At 70.5% G+C, this 19,435-nt stretch carries 20 protein-coding genes and 2 pseudogenes; 13 read left to right on the plus strand and 9 right to left on the minus strand.

Annotated features, from left to right (window positions below):
- Window positions 1–70: 70 nt before the first annotated feature.
- Together StrepF001_RS40760 and StrepF001_RS40765 are read left to right on the plus strand one after the other, a co-directional pair.
- Window positions 71–994 (plus strand): MurR/RpiR family transcriptional regulator, encoded by a 924-nt coding sequence (locus StrepF001_RS40760; RefSeq protein ID WP_129803113.1) that lies wholly within the window; start codon window positions 71–73, stop codon window positions 992–994.
- 208 nt (window positions 995–1,202) lie between these two features.
- Window positions 1,203–1,583, plus strand: coding sequence for a hypothetical protein (locus StrepF001_RS40765; RefSeq protein ID WP_206307111.1), 381 nt, complete (start codon window positions 1,203–1,205; stop codon window positions 1,581–1,583).
- Window positions 1,584–1,643: 60 nt separating this feature from the next.
- Here StrepF001_RS40765 and StrepF001_RS40770 read toward each other — a convergent pair whose 3' ends face one another.
- Window positions 1,644–1,994 carry a helix-turn-helix domain-containing protein gene (locus tag StrepF001_RS40770; protein WP_129803114.1) on the minus strand — a complete coding sequence of 117 codons (351 nt, stop codon included), beginning with the start codon at window positions 1,992–1,994 and terminating at the stop codon, window positions 1,644–1,646.
- A 131-nt stretch (window positions 1,995–2,125) separates the two neighbouring features.
- Between StrepF001_RS40770 and StrepF001_RS40775 the strand changes: the two genes are divergently transcribed.
- From StrepF001_RS40775 to StrepF001_RS40785, 3 genes are all read left to right on the plus strand, one after another.
- The gene (locus StrepF001_RS40775) at window positions 2,126–2,842 is read left to right on the plus strand and encodes an ANTAR domain-containing protein (protein WP_129803115.1); all 717 of its coding nucleotides are present in this window, start codon (window positions 2,126–2,128) and stop codon (window positions 2,840–2,842) included.
- A 119-nt stretch (window positions 2,843–2,961) separates the two neighbouring features.
- Entirely contained in the window at window positions 2,962–3,696 is a 735-nt protein-coding gene (locus StrepF001_RS40780; RefSeq protein ID WP_129803116.1) for a TetR family transcriptional regulator, read from the plus strand.
- A 162-nt stretch (window positions 3,697–3,858) separates the two neighbouring features.
- The gene (locus StrepF001_RS40785) at window positions 3,859–4,272 is read left to right on the plus strand and encodes a zinc ribbon domain-containing protein (protein WP_129803144.1); all 414 of its coding nucleotides are present in this window, start codon (window positions 3,859–3,861) and stop codon (window positions 4,270–4,272) included.
- Window positions 4,273–4,283: 11 nt separating this feature from the next.
- On the opposite strand, the gene StrepF001_RS40790 is transcribed toward StrepF001_RS40785, so the two are convergent.
- Window positions 4,284–4,670 carry a PPOX class F420-dependent oxidoreductase gene (locus StrepF001_RS40790; RefSeq protein ID WP_129803117.1) on the minus strand — a complete coding sequence of 129 codons (387 nt, stop codon included), beginning with the start codon at window positions 4,668–4,670 and terminating at the stop codon, window positions 4,284–4,286.
- Window positions 4,671–4,695: 25 nt separating this feature from the next.
- Window positions 4,696–5,874, minus strand: a complete 1,179-nt coding sequence (locus tag StrepF001_RS40795) for an aminotransferase class I/II-fold pyridoxal phosphate-dependent enzyme (RefSeq protein WP_129803118.1) — start codon at window positions 5,872–5,874, stop codon at window positions 4,696–4,698.
- Between the two features lie 205 nt (window positions 5,875–6,079).
- On the opposite strand from StrepF001_RS40795, the gene StrepF001_RS40800 reads away from it, so the two are divergent.
- Entirely contained in the window at window positions 6,080–7,444 is a 1,365-nt protein-coding gene (locus StrepF001_RS40800) for a S1 family peptidase (RefSeq protein WP_129803119.1), read from the plus strand.
- An 81-nt stretch (window positions 7,445–7,525) separates the two neighbouring features.
- Here the strand turns inward: StrepF001_RS40800 and StrepF001_RS40805 are convergent, their stop codons facing one another.
- Both StrepF001_RS40805 and StrepF001_RS40810 read right to left on the minus strand, forming a co-directional pair.
- A complete protein-coding gene (locus StrepF001_RS40805) occupies window positions 7,526–7,711 on the minus strand; it encodes a hypothetical protein (protein ID WP_129803120.1) in 186 nt (61 codons plus the stop codon).
- Between the two features lie 100 nt (window positions 7,712–7,811).
- The gene (locus tag StrepF001_RS40810) at window positions 7,812–8,972 is read right to left on the minus strand and encodes an ROK family transcriptional regulator (protein WP_129803121.1); all 1,161 of its coding nucleotides are present in this window, start codon (window positions 8,970–8,972) and stop codon (window positions 7,812–7,814) included.
- Window positions 8,973–9,137: 165 nt separating this feature from the next.
- On the opposite strand from StrepF001_RS40810, the gene StrepF001_RS40815 reads away from it, so the two are divergent.
- From StrepF001_RS40815 to StrepF001_RS40830, 4 genes are read left to right on the plus strand one after another with little or no spacing between them, the layout of a single operon-like run.
- Entirely contained in the window at window positions 9,138–10,034 is an 897-nt protein-coding gene (locus tag StrepF001_RS40815) for a sugar ABC transporter permease (protein ID WP_129803122.1), read from the plus strand.
- An 18-nt stretch (window positions 10,035–10,052) separates the two neighbouring features.
- Complete coding sequence (locus StrepF001_RS40820) at window positions 10,053–10,982, plus strand: carbohydrate ABC transporter permease (RefSeq protein ID WP_129803123.1); 930 nt, start codon at window positions 10,053–10,055, stop codon at window positions 10,980–10,982.
- 10 nt (window positions 10,983–10,992) lie between these two features.
- Window positions 10,993–12,336 carry a sugar ABC transporter substrate-binding protein gene (locus tag StrepF001_RS40825; RefSeq protein WP_129803124.1) on the plus strand — a complete coding sequence of 448 codons (1,344 nt, stop codon included), beginning with the start codon at window positions 10,993–10,995 and terminating at the stop codon, window positions 12,334–12,336.
- A 14-nt stretch (window positions 12,337–12,350) separates the two neighbouring features.
- Entirely contained in the window at window positions 12,351–13,553 is a 1,203-nt protein-coding gene (locus tag StrepF001_RS40830) for a Gfo/Idh/MocA family oxidoreductase (protein WP_129803145.1), read from the plus strand.
- Between the two features lie 25 nt (window positions 13,554–13,578).
- On the opposite strand, the gene StrepF001_RS40835 is transcribed toward StrepF001_RS40830, so the two are convergent.
- The 4 genes from StrepF001_RS40835 to StrepF001_RS40850 all read right to left on the minus strand — a co-directional run bounded on the left by StrepF001_RS40835 (window position 13,579) and on the right by StrepF001_RS40850 (window position 17,111).
- The gene (locus StrepF001_RS40835) at window positions 13,579–14,274 is read right to left on the minus strand and encodes a L,D-transpeptidase (RefSeq protein WP_129803125.1); all 696 of its coding nucleotides are present in this window, start codon (window positions 14,272–14,274) and stop codon (window positions 13,579–13,581) included.
- 129 nt (window positions 14,275–14,403) lie between these two features.
- Complete coding sequence (locus StrepF001_RS40840) at window positions 14,404–15,318, minus strand: SDR family oxidoreductase (protein WP_129803126.1); 915 nt, start codon at window positions 15,316–15,318, stop codon at window positions 14,404–14,406.
- Window positions 15,319–15,393: 75 nt separating this feature from the next.
- Window positions 15,394–16,023, minus strand: a complete 630-nt coding sequence (locus tag StrepF001_RS40845) for an MBL fold metallo-hydrolase (protein WP_129803127.1) — start codon at window positions 16,021–16,023, stop codon at window positions 15,394–15,396.
- The gene (locus StrepF001_RS40850) at window positions 16,023–17,111 is read right to left on the minus strand and encodes an S-(hydroxymethyl)mycothiol dehydrogenase (protein WP_129803128.1); all 1,089 of its coding nucleotides are present in this window, start codon (window positions 17,109–17,111) and stop codon (window positions 16,023–16,025) included. The genes StrepF001_RS40845 and StrepF001_RS40850 overlap by 1 nt, the downstream gene beginning before the upstream one ends.
- Before the next feature lie 207 nt (window positions 17,112–17,318).
- On the opposite strand from StrepF001_RS40850, the pseudogene StrepF001_RS40855 reads away from it, so the two are divergent.
- From StrepF001_RS40855 to StrepF001_RS40860, 3 genes and pseudogenes are all read left to right on the plus strand, one after another.
- Window positions 17,319–18,656 (plus strand): annotated as a pseudogene (locus tag StrepF001_RS40855) (rhodanese-like domain-containing protein); the annotation flags it as partial.
- A gap of 27 nt (window positions 18,657–18,683) precedes the next feature.
- Window positions 18,684–18,992: pseudogene (locus StrepF001_RS50340) on the plus strand (rhodanese-like domain-containing protein); the annotation flags it as partial.
- A partial coding sequence (locus StrepF001_RS40860) for a sulfite exporter TauE/SafE family protein (protein WP_165396534.1) occupies window positions 18,989–19,435 on the plus strand: 447 nt, incomplete at its 3' end. The pseudogene StrepF001_RS50340 and the gene StrepF001_RS40860, both read left to right, overlap by 4 nt.

Below are 19,435 nucleotides of genomic sequence, written 5' to 3' on the forward strand. Positions count from 1 at the left end.
CGTGCACCCCTGACCGCCACGGTCCGTGAGCTATGTTGAAGCTCCGTGGGAAGCAAAAGGAGGCGCACCGGTGCCATCGCCGCAGCAGACACGCGCACAGGCATCCGCGATCACCTCGGGGAAGACCGCCACCGAGCCGGGGGCTGCCCCGACTTCCCAGCTCAGGGCGCTGTTCGACCGGCCGCGACTGTCGCCGGGTCAGCGGCGGATCGCCCAGTACCTGATCGAGCACATCACCGAAGCGGCGTTCCTCTCGATCACCGATCTCGCCGACCGCGTCGGCGTCAGCCAGCCGTCGGTGACGCGTTTCGCCGCCGCGGTGGGCTTCAGTGGTTACCCCGCGCTACGGGAGAAACTCCAGTCGATCGCCCTCGGCACCCTCGCGGGCGGCCCCGCTGCGGCCGAGGAAGAGCGCGGCAACGAACTCCAGGCGGCGGTCGACGCCGAGATCGAGAACCTGGAGAACCTCCGCCGCGACTTCGCCGACCCCGACCAGGTCATCGAGATCGGCCGCAAGCTGTCGGAGTCGACCCCGCTGACCGTTCTGGGTCTGCGCATCTCCGCTTCGCTGGCCGAGTACTTCGCCTACGCCGCGCGCCGCATCCATCCGGACGTGCGGCTGGTGACCCTGGGCGGCAGCGTCGCCTACGATGCGCTGCTCCAGTCCCGAGAGGCCGGCGGCACCTGGGTGCTGGCGTTCTCCCTGCCCCGGCACGCCCAGGAGACACTGGCCGCGGTGCGTCTGGCGCGCGGCGCCGGGCTGCGCGTGGCCCTGATCACCGACCTGGCGCTCGGCCCGGTGGCCGACGAGGCGGACGTCACCTTCGCCACCGGGACGGGTTCGCGCCTGGTGTTCGACTCCTATGCCGCGCCGGGTGTGATGGCGGCCGCGCTGCTGCAGGCGATGACCGACGCCGACCCGGAACGGACACAGGCGCGGCTCGAGGCGTACGAACAGGTCTCGGACCAGCACCAGTTCTTCCTGCGGGACTGATCCGCCCCCGGTTCGCCCACGCCGTAAGGCATCACAAGCGGATCATCCACAACAAATCACGCATGAATGTTTTCATACGCCTTGCAAAGCGATCGGCATATATAAATACTGCTCGCGGATCCGCACCCGGGGCGGTCCCGGTCACTCCCCTAGACCGGGGCCGCCCCACCCGTAGGACCGCCCTCTGCGACGCAGCACACCGGAAGCGATGATCATGCCCCTGACGTCCACGCGCATCAGCCCGGACTGGCCGTGCCAGGTCAAGACCCCCGGCAGCTACGACTGGGAGCGCTCGGCGGCCAAGTGGCTGCGTGAGCTGGTGCCGGCGCGCTATGCCGGCTATCCGGCGCTGATCCGCCACCCCGTGCTGCTCGCCCGCCACGCCCAGATCCAGGTGCAGCACGAGATCCGGGTGGCCCGCACCGCCCTGCAGACCGCGCGGGCCGACCTGCCGAGGCTCGGCATGCCGGAGTCGGTCATCGAGCACACGATCAAGCTGTACGCCGCCGAGGTACTCCAGCTCCAGCACATCGCGCGCAGTGTGCGGGCGGTCACCGAGGCGCTGGTGGAGTACAACGCCCCTCGCTGAGGGGCGAGTCCTGGTTCAGCGCCGTCCAACTGCCCGACGGCATCACGCTCGAGGCCGCATTCAGCCGTCGCCGATGGTCGCTCCCCTGTCCGCCGGATCCCGGGTGCGGCGGTCCTCGTCATGGACGAGCAGGGCGAGCAGGGCGGCCACGGTCAGCCCGGACTCGGCCGGGTGACGCAGTACCTTGCCCGGCTCGATGCGGTAGGTGTTGCTGCGCCCCGCACGCGTGTGGGACAGGTATCCGGCCTGCTCCAGATCGGCAATGATCTTCTGCACGGCGCGCTCGGTCAGCCTGCAGTGCGCCGCGATGTCGCGCACGCGGGCGTTGTGGTCATCGGCGATGGCGGCCAGCACACGGGCGTGATTGGTGAGGAAGGTCCATCCGGTATGCGGCTCAAGCACTCCACCCATGCTCCAACCATACGACCGAGCGTTCCCGCATAGCAAAACGCGAAATTCATTTCATGTATCCCTTGACGTCTTCCAGATAGGCGAAGACTCTGGAGACGACAGCAAGCAGGAATTCCGAGGGAGCGTCGGCCATGCCGGAGTCTCTGTTCTCTCCGCAGCCCCCCACCGCTGAACTCTCCGCCCGCACCGGGGCGGACGGCACCTCCGCGGCGCTGCAACCGCGAGAACTGTCGATCGACACCCGCCCCGACGGCGTCCGTACGGTCGTGGTGATACGCGGGGAGCTGGGACTGCATGTCGACGACGAACTGCGGGCCGCCCTCCGCGACGCCCTCGGGGCGGCGGCCGAGGGCATCGACCTGGATCTGAGCGGTGTCGGTTTCTGCGACTGCTCGGCGCTCAACGTCCTGCTCGGCGTCCGCGAACAGGCCGTGGCCGAGGGCAAGACGGTGACGATCCGCTCCGTCGGACCCGGCGCCGAGCGGCTGTTCACCCTGACGGGCACTCTGCCGCTGTTCATGCCCGGGTCCGAGAACTCCGACGGAGACGGCGAGCACGCCCTGGGGGTCGAAGTCGTCCAGCTCCGCCGGGCCATGCAGACCCGGCCGACCATCGATCTGGCCCGCGGGGTTCTGATGGCCACGTTCGGACTGAGCCCGCAGGACGCCTGGCAGGTGCTGGTGACGGTGTCGCAGCACACGAACACCAAGCTCCATCGCCTGGCCGAGGACCTGGTGACCGCCGTACAGGGGGATCCGCTGGCCGAAGCGGTGCAGCACGAGGTGGCCGCGGCCGTGGCGCGACTGCCCGCGTCCGCCGACCAGGAGGGCGAGTCGGCCGGCGACTGAGAGCGCCCCGGGGGAGGCACGGCTGCCTGCAGCTACGGCGGCCGACGGGCACGGCACTCAGTTCCCTGAGATCGATGCACTGAGTGCCATCACACCAGCCCGGATGCTAGTTTCCGTCCATGAGCTCCAGCAGCACGGCCCCCGGCCGAGACGCCAAGGCACGGGCGGCCGACGCCAAACCGCCGATGCGGGAAGCCCTGGTCGCGGCGGCGTTCCAGCTCTTCCTGGAGCGAGGCTACGAACAGACCACCGTCGACGACATCGTGGCCCTCGCGGGAGTCGGGCGGCGGTCCTTCTTCCGTTACTTCCCCTCCAAGGAGGACGTGGTCTTCCCCGACCACGAACGGTGCCTGGCCGACATGACGGCCTTCCTCGCGGCCGGCACCGGGGACGAGGAGCCGGTCGGGCGGGTCTGCGACGCTGCCCGCCTGGTGCTGGGCCTGTATGCCGAGAACCCGGCCTTCTCCGTGCAGCGCTACCGGCTCACCAAGAAGGTGCCCGGCCTGCGGGCGTACGAACTGTCCGTGGTGTGGCGCTACGAGCGCGCCCTCGCCGAGTACCTGCGCGCGCGCTTCGCGAGCCGGCGTGACGGGAACCTGCGGGCCGACGTGATCGCGGCCGCGGTGGTCGCCGCGCACAACAACGCCCTGCGTTCCTGGCTGCGTTCGGACGGGCAGGGCGACGCGACCGCCGCGATGGACCACGCACTGGGTCTGGTCCAGTCCGCCTTCGGCACCGCTCCCCCGCCCCCGGCCGACGAGCGGCCCGAGGACGTGGTGGTCGTCGTCTCCCGGCGTGGGGCGCCACTGTGGCGTGTGGTGCAGGAGATCGAATCCACGCTGGCCCGCGACTGATCCCGACGGCAGGTCACAGAAACTGAGGGTACGGAGTGTCTTTACGAGTGACACTCAGTGCCATACGCTGTGGCCGTGCACGGTGGCACGGCGAACCGCGCACCCGCGTACACGGTGCGGCGTGCACGCGGATCTCCGGCCGAGCGCAGGGAGTTGACCAGCGTGTACCACCCCTCAGGAAGCGTCACTCAGCAGGCATCCGGCTCCGCGGCGGGCGTCCTCGACCCCACGGCCCAGGACACGGACGCGATGTTCTACCAGCGCTGCACATGGTGCGGCACCGCCATGTACCACCGGCTGCTGTGTCCGGTCTGCCAGGGCAGTGACCTGCGGACGGAACGCAGCGAGGGCATCGGCACGGTCCGCCACAGCACGATCGTGCACCGCAACACGCCTGCGGCGCGCAATGTCTCCCTGATCGAGATGTCCGAGGGGTTCGTGGTGCGGGGTCGCGTCATGGGCCCGCCGGTGGGCATCCACAGCGGGGACCGGGTACGGCTGTCCACGGCCAAGGACCCGGTGCGGGGCGAGCCGGTGTTCCAGCTGCTCGACGAGCCGTACCGGGCCTGGACCTGACGGACCGTCCCTCAGCCGGTCGGCGTCACGCGGATCCCCACGGTGCCGTTCGGTCCGCGCCTCAGCCGGCTGCCGAGCAGCGTGAGGCGGCCCACGACGCCGTACTTGCGGGCGATGAGCTGCCGATAGCGTGCCGTGGTCGCCGGGTCGGTGATCTCGGCGGTGGCCGGGACCTGCTCGCCGGTGGGGTTGCCGCGCAGGTCGCAGGGGCCGACGAGAACGTCCGAGCGGTTCCGGATCCGCTTGACCTTCCAGGAGTCGGCGACCGTCCAGACGCCGAGCGCGTCACCGTCGGCAACCACCCAGACAGGGGTGGGGACCGGGGTACCGTTCCTGCGGTAGCTGGTGATCAGCAGGTACTTGCCGGCACCGAGCCGGTCCAGTGACGAGTCGTCCATGGCCGGAAGTGTAGGCAGGCCCCGCTCACCCCAGCGCGGTGGCCATCCGCCGTACCGCCTCCGTGAGGATCTCCGGTGACGTGGCCAGGTTCAGCCGTACGTGCCCGACGCCCCCCGCGCCGAAGGGGATCCCGGAGTTGAGAGCGACGCGGCCGCGATGCAGGAAGACGTCCGCCGGGTCGTCGCCGAGGCCGAGCGCCCGGCAGTCCAGCCAGGCGAGGTAGGTGGCCTCGCCGGGTCGGTGGTCGACCGCGGGCAGGTGCTCGGCGAGCAGGTCGGCGAGCAGGCGCCGGTTGTCGTCGAGGCCCGCGAGCACGGCGTCCAGCCAGGCGGTTCCCTCGCGCAGGGCCGCGGTGTGGGCGATGACGCCGAGGTGGCTGGGGCCGTGGCTGACCTCCTCGGGCAGCCGGGCGAGGTCGGCGGCGGCCGCCGGTCCCGCGACGGCGAGGGCGGCCTTGAGCCCGGCGAGGTTCCACGCCTTGGACGCCGACATCAGCGACAGTCCGCGCTCGCCGCCCGGAACGCTCAGGTACGGCACGAAGTCGGCCCCGGCGAGGACGAGCGGCGCGTGGATCTCGTCGGCGACCACGCGCACGCCGTACCGATCGGCGAGGCGGGCGACGGCGGACAGTTCCGCGGCGGTGTGCACGGTGCCTGTCGGGTTGTGCGGGCTGCACAGCAGGAACGCGGCCCGCCGTCCGCCCGCCACAGCCTGCCGGAAGGTCTCCTCCAGCGTGCCGAAGTCGATCCGCAGGTCGGGGCCGAGCGGAGCCTCGACCACCCGCCGGTCCATGTGCGTCACGAACTGGAAGAACGGCGGATACACGGGCGGATTGACCACCACGGCGTCCCCGGGCCCCGTCACCAGCCTGATCATCTCCACGACACCCAGCATCACGTCCGGCACGATCGCCGTGCGCTCCACGGCGAGCCCGGCCCACCCCCACCGCTTCTGAGCGAAGTCGGCCAGCGCCTCGGCGTAGGCGGTGCCCGCGGGATAGCCGGTGTCCCCGATCGCGAGCGCGTCCGTGACGGCGCGCACGACGGGTTCGGCGAGCGGCACGTCCATCTCGGCCACCCACAGCGGCAGCACGTCGTCGGGGTAGGTGCGCCACTTCATGCTCGTACGGCGTCGCAGGAGCTCGAGCCCCAGGGCGCGCAACGGATTCGGTTCACCGGACGGTTCGTGCAGGATCCTCGTCATGGGCACAAGATAGGTCGCTGTGGTGTGTCCGGGAATCAGGAGGCCGGTGACCGCCGCCGAGGAGCGACCCGCACGACCGAACGAATTGAGCCGTTCGCCCTCCGGGTGAACGCGGCCGGGCCCCGGCACGTATGGAGGGAGGGCGCTCAACCACCCGGGCGCCCCGCGGTGTTGCAGCCGCGAGTTCGGGGTTCGGGAGCCATGCATGAGGCACGCACGACGACGGATCGTCCGGCGAGTGACACGGCTGGCGGCGGTCGGCGGACTTCTGCTCGGGGCGGGGATGGTCACCCAGGCCGTGGCGAGCGAACCCTCCGGTTCCCCGGGGGCGCCGAACGCTTCCGTCCGGTCGGCCGCGGGCACCGGCTCGGACCTCGTGGAGCGGCTCGGCACCGCCCGTACGGCAGGCACCTGGATCGGCTCCGACGGGCGACCGGTCGTCGCGGTCACCGACGAGGACGCCGCGGCCGAGGTCCGGCGGGCCGGCGCGACCGCGAAGGTCGTGCGGCACAGCATGCGTGAGCTGAAGTCGGCGACGGCGACGCTGCGTTCGGCGCCGCGGGTGGCCGGCACGGCGTGGATGCTGGACTACCGGTCGAACGAGGTGGTGGTACGGGGTGACAGCACCGTCTCCGCCGCCGACTGGTCCGAGTTGACCGAAGTCGCGGACGGCATCGGCGGCTTCGTACGCATGGAGCGCACCAAGGGCACCTTCACGACACGCCTCAACGGCGCGCAGGCCATGCTCTCCACCGCTGGGCGCTGTTCCGCGGGCTTCAACGTCACCGACGGTGAGACCGACTTCATTCTCACCGCCGGTCACTGCGGCCCCGACGGTTCCGTCTGGTTCGCCGACAACGAGGGGAACGAGCAGGTGGGCAAGACCGTGACCGGGAGCTTCCCCGGCAACGACTACTCCCTCATCCAGTACGCCAACGGCCGGGCCGGACAAGGCGCCGACGTCGTGGCCGTCGGCGACGGGCAGGGAGTGCGGATCACGGGCACGGGCGAGGCGTCCGTCGGGCAGCGGGTGTTCCGCAGCGGCAGCACCACCGGGCTGCGCGACGGTGAGGTCACCGGGCTCAACGCCACGGTGAACTACCCCGAGGGCACGGTCACCGGCCTCATCGAGACGAACGTGTGCGCCGAACCCGGGGACAGCGGCGGGCCGTTGTTCTCCGAGGGGATCGCGCTCGGGGTGACCTCGGGCGGCAACGGGGACTGCAACGCCGGCGGCACGACGTTCTTCCAGCCGCTGGGGCAGGCGCTGTCCGCGCTCGGCGTACGCCTGATCACTTCCACGCCGGAGCAGGGTGCCTCTCCCGCACCCTCCGCTTCGGGAACCCAGAGCGCGATCGCTCCCCCGGACGCGGCGGAGCCCGGGGCGTCGGCTCCGGTGTCCGGCGAGGACGTCTCGGCGCTGCTGTCCCGGCTCGCGGACCCCCAGAACGTCGGTCCAGGTCTGCTGGTCATCGCGGGCAGCCTGGTAGCGCTGGTGGCCACGCGGTGGATCCGGACGGAACAGGACCGCAAGGCCTACCAGCGGTATTACTCGGCGACGTGGGGGTGACGAAGGGGTCCGGGAGGCGCCGTCAGGCCGGGGAGCACCGGCCGGCGTGGCCCTGGCCGGGCCGGCGGCACCGGATGCCGGTCAGGCGGCCTGCGCCGATTGCGGCGTCGCGGCGGCCCACTCCAGGACGAGGCGCTGGTACTCCTCGCGCTGCTCGGTGCTCAGTGTCCCGCCCGACCGGCGCCACAGCGCCCGGATCTCCTCGTTGACCTCCGCGGCCGATCGCTCGGTGGCGGCTTCAACAGTGGTGGACATGGTGTGAAGCATACGGCGCCAGAGGTGAAGGCGCTGTGAGTAATCACGATCTAATCGGGCATATCGGGCAGTGTCACTGATCACGTCCATCTCTCCGAACCCGCCGGGGAGTTCACCCGTCCACCGCGCCCAGCACCAGCACCTGGATGGCGAGAACGGCCGCACCGCGCGCCCAGTCATGGAAGTCGGACACTCTGGTCTCCAGGTCGACCGGCGTCGCCAGCGGATGCCTGCGGGCGCGGATCGTCTCGTCCACTGTGTCCCTTGCCACATCCATCAGGCCGACCCCTTCGCCGGCGAGGAGGATCTTCTGCGGCATGGCGAAGTTGGCGATGTGGGCGAGGAGGGTGCCCAGGGCCCGTGCGGCCTCGTCGACGACCCGGGCGGGCATGGGCTCCCCGGCCGCGGCGCCGGCGAGGATCTCCTCGTAGCTGTGATCGCGCCCGGTGGCGGCCCGGATCTGGTAGCGGATGCTGGGGATGGTCAGCAGCGAGACCGCGCTGCCGCGGTCACCGTCGGGGGTGAGGGGCCCGCCCGGGTCCAGGATCCAGCGGCGGCCGAAATCCCGGTCCTCACCGTCGGACGGCACGCGCCTGCCGCCCAGGACCAGTCCGTAGCCGATCCCGGCGCCGATGGTGAGGACGACAAAACGGTCCAGTCCGCGGCCCGCCCCGAACCAGGTCTCGGCCTCGACGAAGGCCGCGACGTCGTTCTCCACGACCACGGGCAGCCCGGTGCGCTCCTCGACGAGGGCGGCGAGCGGGATGTCGCGCCACTGCAGGAAGGGCGACTCCCCGACCACGGCCCGGCCCTGGACGAGTCCGCCCACACCGATACCGATGCCGGCGAGTCGGGGGTGGGCGTGGGCCAACTCGGCGGTCATCTCCCCGAGCAGATCGGCGACTTCGCCGGGATCGTGGGTGGTGAGCGGGCGGTCGTGGCGGGCGACGATCTCGCTCCGCAGGGTGGTGACGACGCCGTACACCATGTCCTCGGTGACCTTGAAGCCGAGGAAGGAGCGGGACTCGGCGACGATGTCCAGCGGCTGTGAGGGACGCCCCTGCCGGCCCTCGGCCGGCGCGCCGCCGTCGGCGACCTCGATCAGCAGCCCGGACTCGATCAGCGGCTTGGTCAGCCGGGTGAGGCTGCCGGGCGAGAGGCTCAGCCGGCGCGCGAGGTCCGAGCGGGACAGCGGGCCGTGGACGAGCACCTCGATCGCCACCGAGCGCTCCCCCGCACTCAGCGGCAACCAGCTGGCGGCACCTGCGGTCATGACAGCCCGACTCCCCAAGATTTTTTCACTACGGAAGTAATGATCCCCACAATAGACCGGCCGGACCGGATCAGGAAGATGTCCGCACGCCTCTTGACGCATGGATTCTTTTGCCTCAAAAGTAAGTGGCCCGAGGATGAGCCGCCGTAGCCGAGGAGTCTCCCGATGAGCATCGCCTCCAGCAGTCCGCCGACGCGCCGAGGCGACGGCCGTCTCGCGGCCGTGTTCCTGGCTCCCGCCCTGTTGGGTTTCCTGGTCTTCCTGCTGTGGCCGACGCTGCGGGGCGTCTATCTGAGCTTCACCCGCTTCAATCTCCTGACGCCCGCGGAGTGGGTGGGGCTCGACAACTACGAGCGGATGATCCACGACCCGATCTTCTGGGACTCGCTGAAAGTCACCGTCGAGTACGTCGTCATCAACATCGGCATACAGACGGTGGCGGCACTCGCCATCGCCGTGCTGCTCCAGCGGCTGACCCGGTCGGCTCTGCTGCGGGGCATCGTGCTCACCCCGTATCTGATGTCGAACGTCGTCGCCGGCCTCGTGTGGCTGTGGATCCTGGACACCCAGCTCGGCATCGGCAACGAGATCATCAGTGCCCTCGGCGCCGACCGCATCCCCTTCCTCGCCGACGAGACCTGGGCGATCCCCACCATCGCCCTGATCAATGTCTGGCGGCACGTCGGCTACACCGCCCTGCTCCTCTTCGCGGGTCTCCAGGCGATCCCGAACGACATGTACGAAGCGGCCAGGGTCGACGGCGCGAGCGAGTGGCGGATGTTCTGGCGGATCACCATGCCGTTGCTGCGGCCGGTGCTGGCGGTCGTGCTGATCATGACGGTGATCGGCTCGTTCCAGGTCTTCGACACCGTGGCGGTGACCACGGCGGGCGGTCCGGCGAACGCGACCAACGTGCTCCAGTTCTACATCTACGGATCCGCCTTCGGCCGCTTCCAGTTCGGCTACGCCTCGGCGATGTCCGTCGCCCTGCTGGTCGTGCTCAGCGCGATCACCGTCCTGCAGTACCGGCTCACCCGGGCCGGCCGGACCGACCTCGGCTGACGGAAAGGAGACACCGACATGGCCGCCGTGACCACCGTGACCGCGACACCGCCCGGCATACGACCGCTGAAGCGCAGGTTCTCCCCCGGCCGGGCCGCCGCCTGGACCGTGCTGGGCCTGATCGTCCTCATCACCCTGCTGCCGTTCTACTGGATCCTGCGCACCGCGCTCTCCACCAACGCGGGCCTGGGCGCCGACCCCACCAACCCCCTCCCTGTGGACCTCACCACCAGCGGCTTCGAGCGGGCCCTCGGTCTGCAGTCCGCCGAGGAGGCGGTGGCACAGGGCGGCGCGGGCGGCGGGCTCGACTTCTGGCGCTACCTGCTCAACTCGGTGATCGTCTCGACGCTCGTCACCGGCTGTCAGATCTTCTTCTCCGCGATGGCCGCGTACGCCTTCTCGCGGCTGCGCTGGCGCGGCCGGGACAAGGTGTTCGGTCTGTTCCTGGCCGGGCTGATGGTGCCGACCCTCTTCACGCTGCTGCCGAACTTCGTGCTCATCAAGCAGCTCGGCCTGGTGGACACACTGCTCGGCATCGCGCTGCCCAGCCTCTTCATGACCCCGTTCGCCGTCTTCTTCCTGCGGCAGTTCTTCATGAACATCCCCCAGGAGGTCGAGGAGGCGGCGCTGCTCGACGGCGCCAGCAAGGTGCGGATCTTCTTCCGGGTGGTCCTGCCGATGGCGTCCACGCCGATCCTCACGCTGTCCGTGCTGACGTACATCACCTCCTGGAACGACTACTTCTGGCCGCTGATGGTCTCCTACAGCGACAGCTCGCGCGTGCTGACCGTGGCGCTGGCGATCTTCCGGGCGCAGACCCCGGCAACCGGCGTCGACTGGTCCGGGCTCACGGCGGCGACGCTGATCGCCGCGCTGCCGATGCTGGTGCTCTTCGCCTGCTTCGCCCGCCGCATCGTCAGCTCCATCGGCTTCACCGGGATCAAGTGAGGGACCACTGATGCGACTTCGTACGCTGACCGCGCTGGCCGGAGCGCTCACGCTGTCCCTGGTGACCGGATGCGCGAAGGGCGACTCCACCGGGTCGTCCGCGAGCACCGTGACCTACTGGCTGTGGGACGCCAACCAGCTGCCCGCCTACCAGGCCTGCGCGAAGGGGTTCGAGAAGGAGAACCCCGGACTCGAGGTCAGGATCACGCAGTTGGGCTGGAGCGACTACTGGACCAAGCTCACCGCCGGGTTCATCGCGGGCACCCAGCCGGACGTGTTCACCGACCACATCCAGAAGTTCGGCCAGTTCGCCGATCTGCAGGTGCTGGAGCCGCTGGACGACCTGGGCATCAAGGACTCCGACTACCAGCCGGGCCTCGCCGCCAACTGGATCGGCCAGGACGGCCACCGCTACGGCGCCCCGAAGGACTGGGACACCGTCGCACTCTTCTACAACGAGAAGATGGCGAACGACGCCGGGCTCACCGCCGAGCAGCTGGGCGGCCTCTCCTGGAACCCCGAGGACGGCGGCACCTTCGAGAAGGCCATCGCCCGCCTCACCGTCGACAGAAACGGCAAGCGGGGAGACGAGCCCGGCTTCGACAAGAACAACGTCAAGGTGTACGGGCTGGCCACCCAGGGCGGCGGCTACGGCGACGGCCAGACACAGTGGAGTCCCTTCACCGGATCCGCCGGGTGGAACTACACGGAGAAGGCCCGCTGGGGAACGAAGTACCAGTACGACAGCAAGACCTTCAAGTCCGTCATCGAGTGGTACTTCGGCCTGGCGAAGAAGGGATACATGGCCCCCTTCTCCGACTACAACGTCCAGTCCAACCAGGGCAACACGCAGATCGCCGCGGGCAAGGCCGCCGCCGTCTTCGACGGCGCCTGGATGATCTCCACCTACAACGGCTTCAAGGACAGGGACATCAGGACCGCCCTCACTCCCGTCGGCCCGACCGGCCGGCGCGCCACGATGATGAACGGCCTCGCCGACTCCATCAGCAAGGCCTCCAAGAACAAGGCGGGCGCCCGCAAATGGGTGGCCTACCTGGCCTCCGACAAGTGCCAGAAGGTCGTGGGCGACCACGGCGTCGTCTTCCCCGCCACTCCGGCAGGCACCGAGGCCGCCATTGCCGCCTACAAGAAGAAGGGCATCGAGGTCTCGGCCTTCACGGAGCCCGTGGACGACAGGAAAAACTTCCGGACCTTCTCCTACCCGATCACCAACTACGCGGCGGACGTCACGGCCCTCATGCAACCCGAGATGGAAGCCATCTACGGCAACGGCAAGTCCGTGAACAGCCTCGACCAGACCACCGACCAGATCAACCTGATCCTCGACCAGTGAAGGGCACCACTTACATGACGTTCTCCCTCGGCATCGTCGGCGCCGGGCAGTTCTCCGGGCAGTTCGCCAAACTGTTCCTCGCCCACCCCGGCGTCAGCGACGTCTACGTCACCGACCTGCTCCCCGAACGGGCCGGGCAACTGGCCGCCGCCGAAGGCCTCGCGGGCACCTTCCCGACGTACGAGGCCATGCTGGAGTCGAAGGCGGTCGACGCGGTCGCGATCTTCACCCAGCGCTGGACGCACGGCCCGTTGGTCGTCCAGGGGCTGAATGCCGGAAAGCACGTCTACTCCGCCGTCCCCATGGCGATCAGCACGGACGAAATCGCGGCGATCATCGACACGGTCAAGGCGACCGGACTGACGTACATGATGGGCGAGACCAGCCAGTACAACCCGGCGACCGTGCACGCCCGCAACCAGATCGCGAAGGGGTCCTTCGGGCGGATCTTCTACGCCGAGGGCGACTACGTCCACGACATGGATCTGGGGTTCTACGAGGCCTACCAGTACAGCGGCGGCGAGAACTGGAAGGCGACCGCCAGCTATCCCCCGCTGCTGTACCCGACGCACTCGGTGGGCGGGGTGCTGGGCGCCTGGCAGACGCACGCGGTGAGCGTGTCGGCGATCGGTGTGGCCGACGAGCGGGGCGACGGGGTCTTCGACCGGTCGGTCAGCCAGTTCGACAACGACGTCTCCAACGCCACGGCGCTGTTCGAGGTGGCGGGCGGCGGGTCGTTCCGTACGAACGAGTTCCGGCGGGTGGGCTACCCCTCGCACATACGGGAGTCGCGTTTCCGGTTCTTCGGGACGGAAGGGAGCATGGAGCAGCTCGCCACGGTCGCCCTGTGGCAGGACAAGAACGGTGTGAAGGACATCAGCGAGCTGCTCGAGCCCAAGCCCACCATGTCCGCTGACGACCCGTCACTCCAGCACATCGCGCCGGACCTCCGGGCCGCCTTCACCTCCGGGTCGGCGCCCGTGCACGACCGCTCCCGCCTGCCGCGGGAGTTCGACCACCTGCACAACGGTCACGAGGGCAGCCATCACTTCCTGGTGGACGACTTCGTGACCGCGGTGAACACCCGCACCCTGCCGTCGGTGAACGCATGGGTGGCGGCCCGCTACACCCTGCCGGGCATCATCGCCCACGAGTCCGCCCGGCAGGGCGGGGTACGGCTGGAGATCCCGGACTTCGGGGACGCGCCTGAGGTGTGACGCGTCCGGGGTGGGCCGGGCATCGTCAGGTGCCCGGCTTGCGGCCGTACACGTAGACGTCGTCGCCCTTCTTCAGCAGCGACCAGTACTTCTTGGCGGCGGTACTGGTCATGTTGACGCAGCCGTGCGAGCCGGGCGGGTTCCACATGCTGACGCCGGCGGAGTGGAAGGCCTGGCCGCCGTCGAAGAACTGGCTGTAGGGCATCGGCACGTTGTAGATGGTCGACACGTGGTCGATGTTGCGCCAGTAGATCTTCTTCAGGCCGGTGCGGGTCTCGTAGCCGTCGCGTCCGGTGCGCACCGGAACGGGGCCGTGGACGAGCTTCTTGCCGTCCTGGATCCAGCTGAGCTGGAGCGTGAGGTTCACGCAGGCGATGCGGCCCTTGTTCACGGGACACTTGCCGTCCTTGTTGGGCGTGTTCCCGACGGCCCGCTGCTTGAGCATCAGGTCCATCACGCCCCAGGTGACGGGGCCCGCGTAGCCGATGTTCGGCTTTATGCCGTGCTTGGTCTGGAAGGCCTGGATCGCCTTGCAGTCCCCGGCGGACTGCACACCGTCCACCGGCCGCCCGAGGAACTTCTCCACCTGCTTCTGATACGGACCTGTCTGCGTGGTGCAGCTCGCCGCCTGCGCCGTGCCGGCGCCCAGCGCGAGCGTGAGCGGCGCCACCAGCGCGGTGGCCCCCAGGACAACGGTTACCCGGCTGCGTATGTCCCCCATGCCCGGCCTTGCCTTTCACCTGGAATGCGCGGATCTCGCGCAATCTCTGCCAGCTAGACCGACATCGACGGGAATGGGTTGTAGGCACGCACCAACTGCGACCGAACGGTGATATTCGCCGCCGGCGCGTCACCGGTAGCCGGTGGTGTCCGCCGGTCTGCCCGCGTCCTGGACCTCGACGAGGTAGCGCCAGGCGTCGGGGCGGCTGCCGTCGAGGTCGGTGAAGCCGTACTCCTGGGCGAGGCCGCCGCTGGAGAGCGAGCGGCCGTTGAAGCGTGCCACGTCGGGGTCGGCGGCGAGGGCGGCGACGGCGCGGCCGACGTAGCGCGGGGTCTCCGAGATGGCGAAGTGAGGGACCCGGTCGAGGGCGTCGCGCCAGTTCTCCTCCCGCACGCCGAAGATTTCGAGCATCATCTCCGAGCGCAGCCAGCCCGGGGTCAGCGCGACGGCAGTGGCCCCGCGCGGAGCCAGTTCATGGCCGAGGGAAAGGGCCATGCGCAGGACGGACCACTTGGCCAGGTCGTAGAAGAAGGAGTTGCGGTAGTTCTCGCGGTTGTACTCCTGCGTGCCGTCGGTCATCTCGACCACCAGTCCGCCGGGGTTGCGCAGCAGCAGGGGCAGGGCGTGGTGGTTGGTGACCGCGTGCGTCTCGACCGCGAGGCGGAGCAGCCGTAGGCCGTTGTCGAGGTCGTGTTCCCAGACGGGGCTGTCCCAGGCGAAGAGCTTCTCGCCGCCCCAGATGTCGTTGACGAGGACGTCGAGGCGGCCCTGCTCGTCCGCGATGCGGTCCACCAGAGTGCGGACCTGCGCGGGGTCGAGGTGGTCGGTGGGTACGGCGATGCCCTGGCCGCCGGCCTCGGTGACCAGGTCTGCGGTGTCCTCGATGGTCTCGGGGCGGTCGTACTCGGAGCGCCGCTCGCGGGTGCTGCGGCCGGTGACGTAGACGGTGGCGCCGGCCGCGCCGAGCTCCACCGCGATTCCGCGGCCCGCACCGCGGGTCGCACCGGCGACCAGCGCGACCTTGCCCTTCAGAGGTCCCGACATGTCCGTCCTCCCGTGCCCGTCCGGCTCTGTCGCCGACGAGCATGCCGCGAGATCCGGACGTCTTCTACCGCTTTTTCAGTGGCCTCGCGCGATCCACTCCTCCAGGTGCGGCGCCTCGGCTCCGATGGTGGTCGGGTCGCCGTGGCCGGTGAGGACCTTGGTCTCGGGCGGGAGGGTGAGGAGGCGGTCGCGGATGGAGTCGATGATGGTCGGGAAGTGGGAGTAGGAGCGGCCGGTCGCGCCCGGGCCGCCCTGGAAGAGGGTGTCGCCGGTGAAGACCGTGCCGAGCCCGGGGTCGTAGAGGCAGACCGCGCCGGGGGCGTGGCCGGGCGTGTGCATCACCGTCAGGTCGGCGCCGCCGGCTTCGATGATCTGGCCGTCGAGCAGCCAGGAGTCCGGGTCGCGGTCGGGGTGGGTCTGCTTCCACAGCGGCAGGTCGTCGTGGTGCAGCCAGACGACGGCTCCGGTGCGCTCGGCGAGGGCGGGGGCGGCGTCGATGTGGTCGTTGTGGGCGTGGGTGCACACGATGGCCGTCAGGCGGCGGTCGCCGACCGCCTCGGCGATGGCGTCGGCGTCGTGGGCGGCGTCGATGACGACGACCTCGTGGTCGTCCCCGACGAGCCACACGTTGTTCTCGACGTCCCATGTGCCGCCGTCGAGCGTGAACTGGCCGGAGGTGACGAGTCGTTCGATGCGGGCGGTCATCACAGCACCACCACCGAGCGCAGCACGTCACCACGGTGCATCCGCTCGAACGCCTTCTCCACCTCGTCGAGTTGGATGGTCTCGGTCACGAACGCGGCCAGGTCCAGACGCCCCTGCAGATGCAGGTCGATCAGCATCGGGAAGTCGCGGGAGGGCAGGCAGTCGCCGTACCAGGAGGACTTGAGCGCTCCGCCGCGGCCGAAGACGTCCAGCAGCGGGAGTTCGAGCTTCATGTCGGGGGTGGGGACGCCGACCAGGACGACCGTGCCGGCCAGGTCGCGGGCGTAGAAGGCCTGTTTGTAGGTCTCCGGGCGGCCGACCGCCTCGATGACGACGTCGGCGCCGAAGCCGCCGGTCAGCTCGCGGATCGCCTCGACCGGGTCGGTCTGCGTCGAGTTGACGGTGTGGGTGGCGCCCATCGTGCGGGCGGTCTCCAGTTTGCGGTCGTCGATGTCGACCGCGATGATCTTCGCCGCGCCGGCCAGGTGGGACCCGGCAATGGCCGCGTCGCCGACGCCGCCGCCGCCGAAGACGGCTACCCTGTCGCCGCGGCCGACGTTCCCCGTGTTGATCGCGGCGCCGATGCCGGCCATGACGCCACAGCCCAGCAGTCCGGCGACGGCCGCGGAGACCGCGGGGTCGACCTTGGTGCACTGGCCGGCCGCGACCAGTGTCTTGTCGGCGAAGGCGCCGATGCCGAGGGCCGGGGAGAGCTCCTGACCGGTCGAGGCGAGGGTCATCTTCTGACCGGCGTTGTGGGTGTCGAAGCAGTACCAGGGCCGACCGCGCAGACAGGCCCGGCAACGGCCGCACACGGCACGCCAGTTGAGGATCACGAAGTCCCCGGGCGCCACCTCGGTGACGCCGTCGCCGACCGTCTCGACGATCCCGGCGGCCTCGTGGCCGAGCAGGAAGGGGAACTCGTCGTTGATGCCGCCCTGCTTGTAGTGCAGGTCGGTGTGGCAGACCCCGCAGGCCTGGACCCGCACCACGGCCTCCCCCGGGCCGGGGTCGGGCACGACGATCGTCTCGACCCTGACCGGCTCGTCCTTCCCCGGTGCGATCACGCCACGTACTTCCTGCGCCATCGTGCTGACCCCTTCTGTCGGCGGGCGTCCGTCCCGGTGCCGACCTTACGCGCGACTGATCGGTAAGGGCGTGGTTTGCAGGCCCGCGGGCCTGCAGTCACGGCACTTCCGGCCACCCTCCAGATACCCCCGGGGGTAATTCTGCTACGGTGACCATATACCCCCCGGGGTAATGTGCCTGGGGTTTACGAGGAGAGGAGCACTGCCGTGTACTTCGTCGACACCCTCGAAGTGCCGGGACTGGGCAACCGCGGCTATGTGGCGGGGGGTGCGCACAGCGCGGTCGTCGTCGATCCCCCGCGTGACGTCGATCGGGTGATCGCGGCCGCCGCCCGGCGGGGCGTGCGCATCACACACGTCGTCGAGACCCACGTCCACAACGACTACGTCACCGGCGGCCTGGAGCTGGCCCGGGTGACCGGCGCCTCGTATCTCGTGCCGGCCGGAGCCCGGGTCGCGTACGAGCGTGTGCCGGTCGCCGACGGGGACCGGGCGGAGATCGGGGCGGGGCTGGCGTTGCGTGCGCTGGCCACGCCGGGCCACACCCCGCACCACACGTCGTACGTCCTTCAGGACGACGGACGGGCGGTGGCCGTGTTCACCGGAGGCTCCCTGCTGATCGGCACGGTCGGGCGCCCCGACCTGGTCGAGCCGCGGCTGACCGAACAACTGGCCCGCGCCCAGTACGACTCCGCGCACCGCCTGGCCGCGGAGCTCCCGGACACGACCGAGGTGCTGCCCACACACGGCTTCGGCAGCTTCTGTTCCGCCGGGCAGAGCGACACGGGCGCGGAGACGGCGATCGGCCGGGAGCGCACCGCCAACGAGGCGCTCGTCAAGGACGTCGACACCTTTGTCGCCGACCTGCTGGCCGGCCTGGACGACGTACCCGCGTACTACGCCCATATGGGTCCGGCCAACGCCGAGGGCCCGGCCCCCGTCGACCTCACCCCGCCCCGCCGCGCGGACGCCGAAGAAATCGCAGCCCGGCTGGCCGCCGGCGAATGGGTGGTGGACCTGCGCAACCGGGTCGCGTTCGCCGAGGGGCATGTCGCCGGGGCGTTGAACTTCGAGGCCGACGGGCAGCTCGCCACCTATCTGGCCTGGCTGCTGCCCTGGGGCAGGCCGGTCACGCTGCTCGCCGAGTCGGCCGCCCAGTTGGCCGACGCCCAGCGCGAGCTCGTCCGGGTCGGCATCGACCGGCCCGCCGCGGCGGCGACCGGCTCGCCCGGCGACTGGGTGCCGGTGGGAGAGCGGCCCCGCGCGTTCCCGCGCGCCGCCTTCGCGGAGCTCGTCGACCAGGACGGTGTCGTAATCCTCGACGTGCGACGCGACTCCGAGCGCGCGGGCGGGCACATCCCGGGCTCGCTGCACATTCCACTGCACCAGCTACGGGACCGGCTCGCCGAGATTCCGGACGGCACCGTGTGGGTGCACTGCGCCGGGGGGATGCGGGCGGCCATCGCGGCATCCCTCCTCGACGCGGCGGGGCGTGACGTCGTCGCCGTCGACGACCGCTTCGACGCGGCGCGCGAGGCCGGGTTGATCCCGGACCGCCTCACTCCGGCCGAGGCCCGCGACCGAACGCGCGCGGGCGCCGTCCTCCTGGACGTGCGTGAACCGGCCGAGTGGGCCGCGGGGCACGCCCCCGGCGCCGTGCCCGCCCCGCTGTCCGGCCTCGCGGCCGGGGGTGAACTGCCGCAGCGCGCCCAGGGCCGGCCGGTCGTCGTGATCTGCCGCTCCGGGCGACGCTCCCGCGAGGCGGCGGACCTGCTCGCCGCGCGCGGCGTCCACGCGGCAGACGTCGCGGGCGGTATGCGGGCGTGGGCCGAAGCGGGTCTGCCGGTCGTGCGCGACGAGCAGCGCACCTCGCCCGCGTGAGCGCGTTCGTCCTCGCCCTCGTCGCCGGGGCTCTCACCGGTCTCGCCCTGGGCGCCCTCGGGGGTGGTGGGAGCGTGCTGGCGGTGCCCGCGCTGATCTACCTGCTCGGCCTCACCCCTGCCGCGGCGGCCACCGCGAGCCTGGTCGTCGTCACCGTCACGTCCGCCACCGCCCTGATCGGGCATGCCCGCGAGGGCACCGTGCGGGGGAAGCACGGCCTTCTGTTCGCCCTCGCGGGACTCGGGCCCGCGGCGGTCGGCGGCGCGGTCTCGGCGCGGCTCCCGGCCGGAGTGCTGACCGGCGCCTTCGCCGTGATCGCCGCAGTCGCCGCGCTGCGGATGCTGCGGCCGTCGGCCTCCGCGCCCACCGAGGTGCCGGCCCGCCCGGTTCGGGTCGCCGCGGCCGGGGCGGGGCTCGGCGCGGTCACCGGGGTGCTGGGGGTG

The organism is Streptomyces sp. F001 (genome assembly GCF_004187715.1).
GTDB classification, from domain to species: Bacteria; Actinomycetota; Actinomycetes; order Streptomycetales; family Streptomycetaceae; genus Streptomyces; species Streptomyces flavusporus.

Coding starts and splice junctions, on each gene's coding strand:
- StrepF001_RS40765 (WP_206307111.1), top strand. CDS start 1,203: ATGATCATGCCCCTGACGTCCACGCGCATCAGCCCGGACTGGCCGTGC.
- StrepF001_RS40770 (WP_129803114.1), bottom strand. CDS start 1,994: ATGGGTGGAGTGCTTGAGCCGCATACCGGATGGACCTTCCTCACCAAT.
- StrepF001_RS40775 (WP_129803115.1), top strand. CDS start 2,126: ATGCCGGAGTCTCTGTTCTCTCCGCAGCCCCCCACCGCTGAACTCTCC.
- StrepF001_RS40780 (WP_129803116.1), top strand. CDS start 2,962: ATGAGCTCCAGCAGCACGGCCCCCGGCCGAGACGCCAAGGCACGGGCG.
- StrepF001_RS40790 (WP_129803117.1), bottom strand. CDS start 4,670: ATGGACGACTCGTCACTGGACCGGCTCGGTGCCGGCAAGTACCTGCTG.
- StrepF001_RS40795 (WP_129803118.1), bottom strand. CDS start 5,874: ATGACGAGGATCCTGCACGAACCGTCCGGTGAACCGAATCCGTTGCGC.
- StrepF001_RS40800 (WP_129803119.1), top strand. CDS start 6,080: ATGAGGCACGCACGACGACGGATCGTCCGGCGAGTGACACGGCTGGCG.
- StrepF001_RS40805 (WP_129803120.1), bottom strand. CDS start 7,711: ATGCTTCACACCATGTCCACCACTGTTGAAGCCGCCACCGAGCGATCG.
- StrepF001_RS40810 (WP_129803121.1), bottom strand. CDS start 8,972: ATGACCGCAGGTGCCGCCAGCTGGTTGCCGCTGAGTGCGGGGGAGCGC.
- StrepF001_RS40815 (WP_129803122.1), top strand. CDS start 9,138: ATGAGCATCGCCTCCAGCAGTCCGCCGACGCGCCGAGGCGACGGCCGT.
- StrepF001_RS40820 (WP_129803123.1), top strand. CDS start 10,053: ATGGCCGCCGTGACCACCGTGACCGCGACACCGCCCGGCATACGACCG.
- StrepF001_RS40825 (WP_129803124.1), top strand. CDS start 10,993: ATGCGACTTCGTACGCTGACCGCGCTGGCCGGAGCGCTCACGCTGTCC.
- StrepF001_RS40830 (WP_129803145.1), top strand. CDS start 12,351: ATGACGTTCTCCCTCGGCATCGTCGGCGCCGGGCAGTTCTCCGGGCAG.
- StrepF001_RS40835 (WP_129803125.1), bottom strand. CDS start 14,274: ATGGGGGACATACGCAGCCGGGTAACCGTTGTCCTGGGGGCCACCGCG.
- StrepF001_RS40840 (WP_129803126.1), bottom strand. CDS start 15,318: ATGTCGGGACCTCTGAAGGGCAAGGTCGCGCTGGTCGCCGGTGCGACC.
- StrepF001_RS40845 (WP_129803127.1), bottom strand. CDS start 16,023: ATGACCGCCCGCATCGAACGACTCGTCACCTCCGGCCAGTTCACGCTC.
- StrepF001_RS40850 (WP_129803128.1), bottom strand. CDS start 17,111: ATGGCGCAGGAAGTACGTGGCGTGATCGCACCGGGGAAGGACGAGCCG.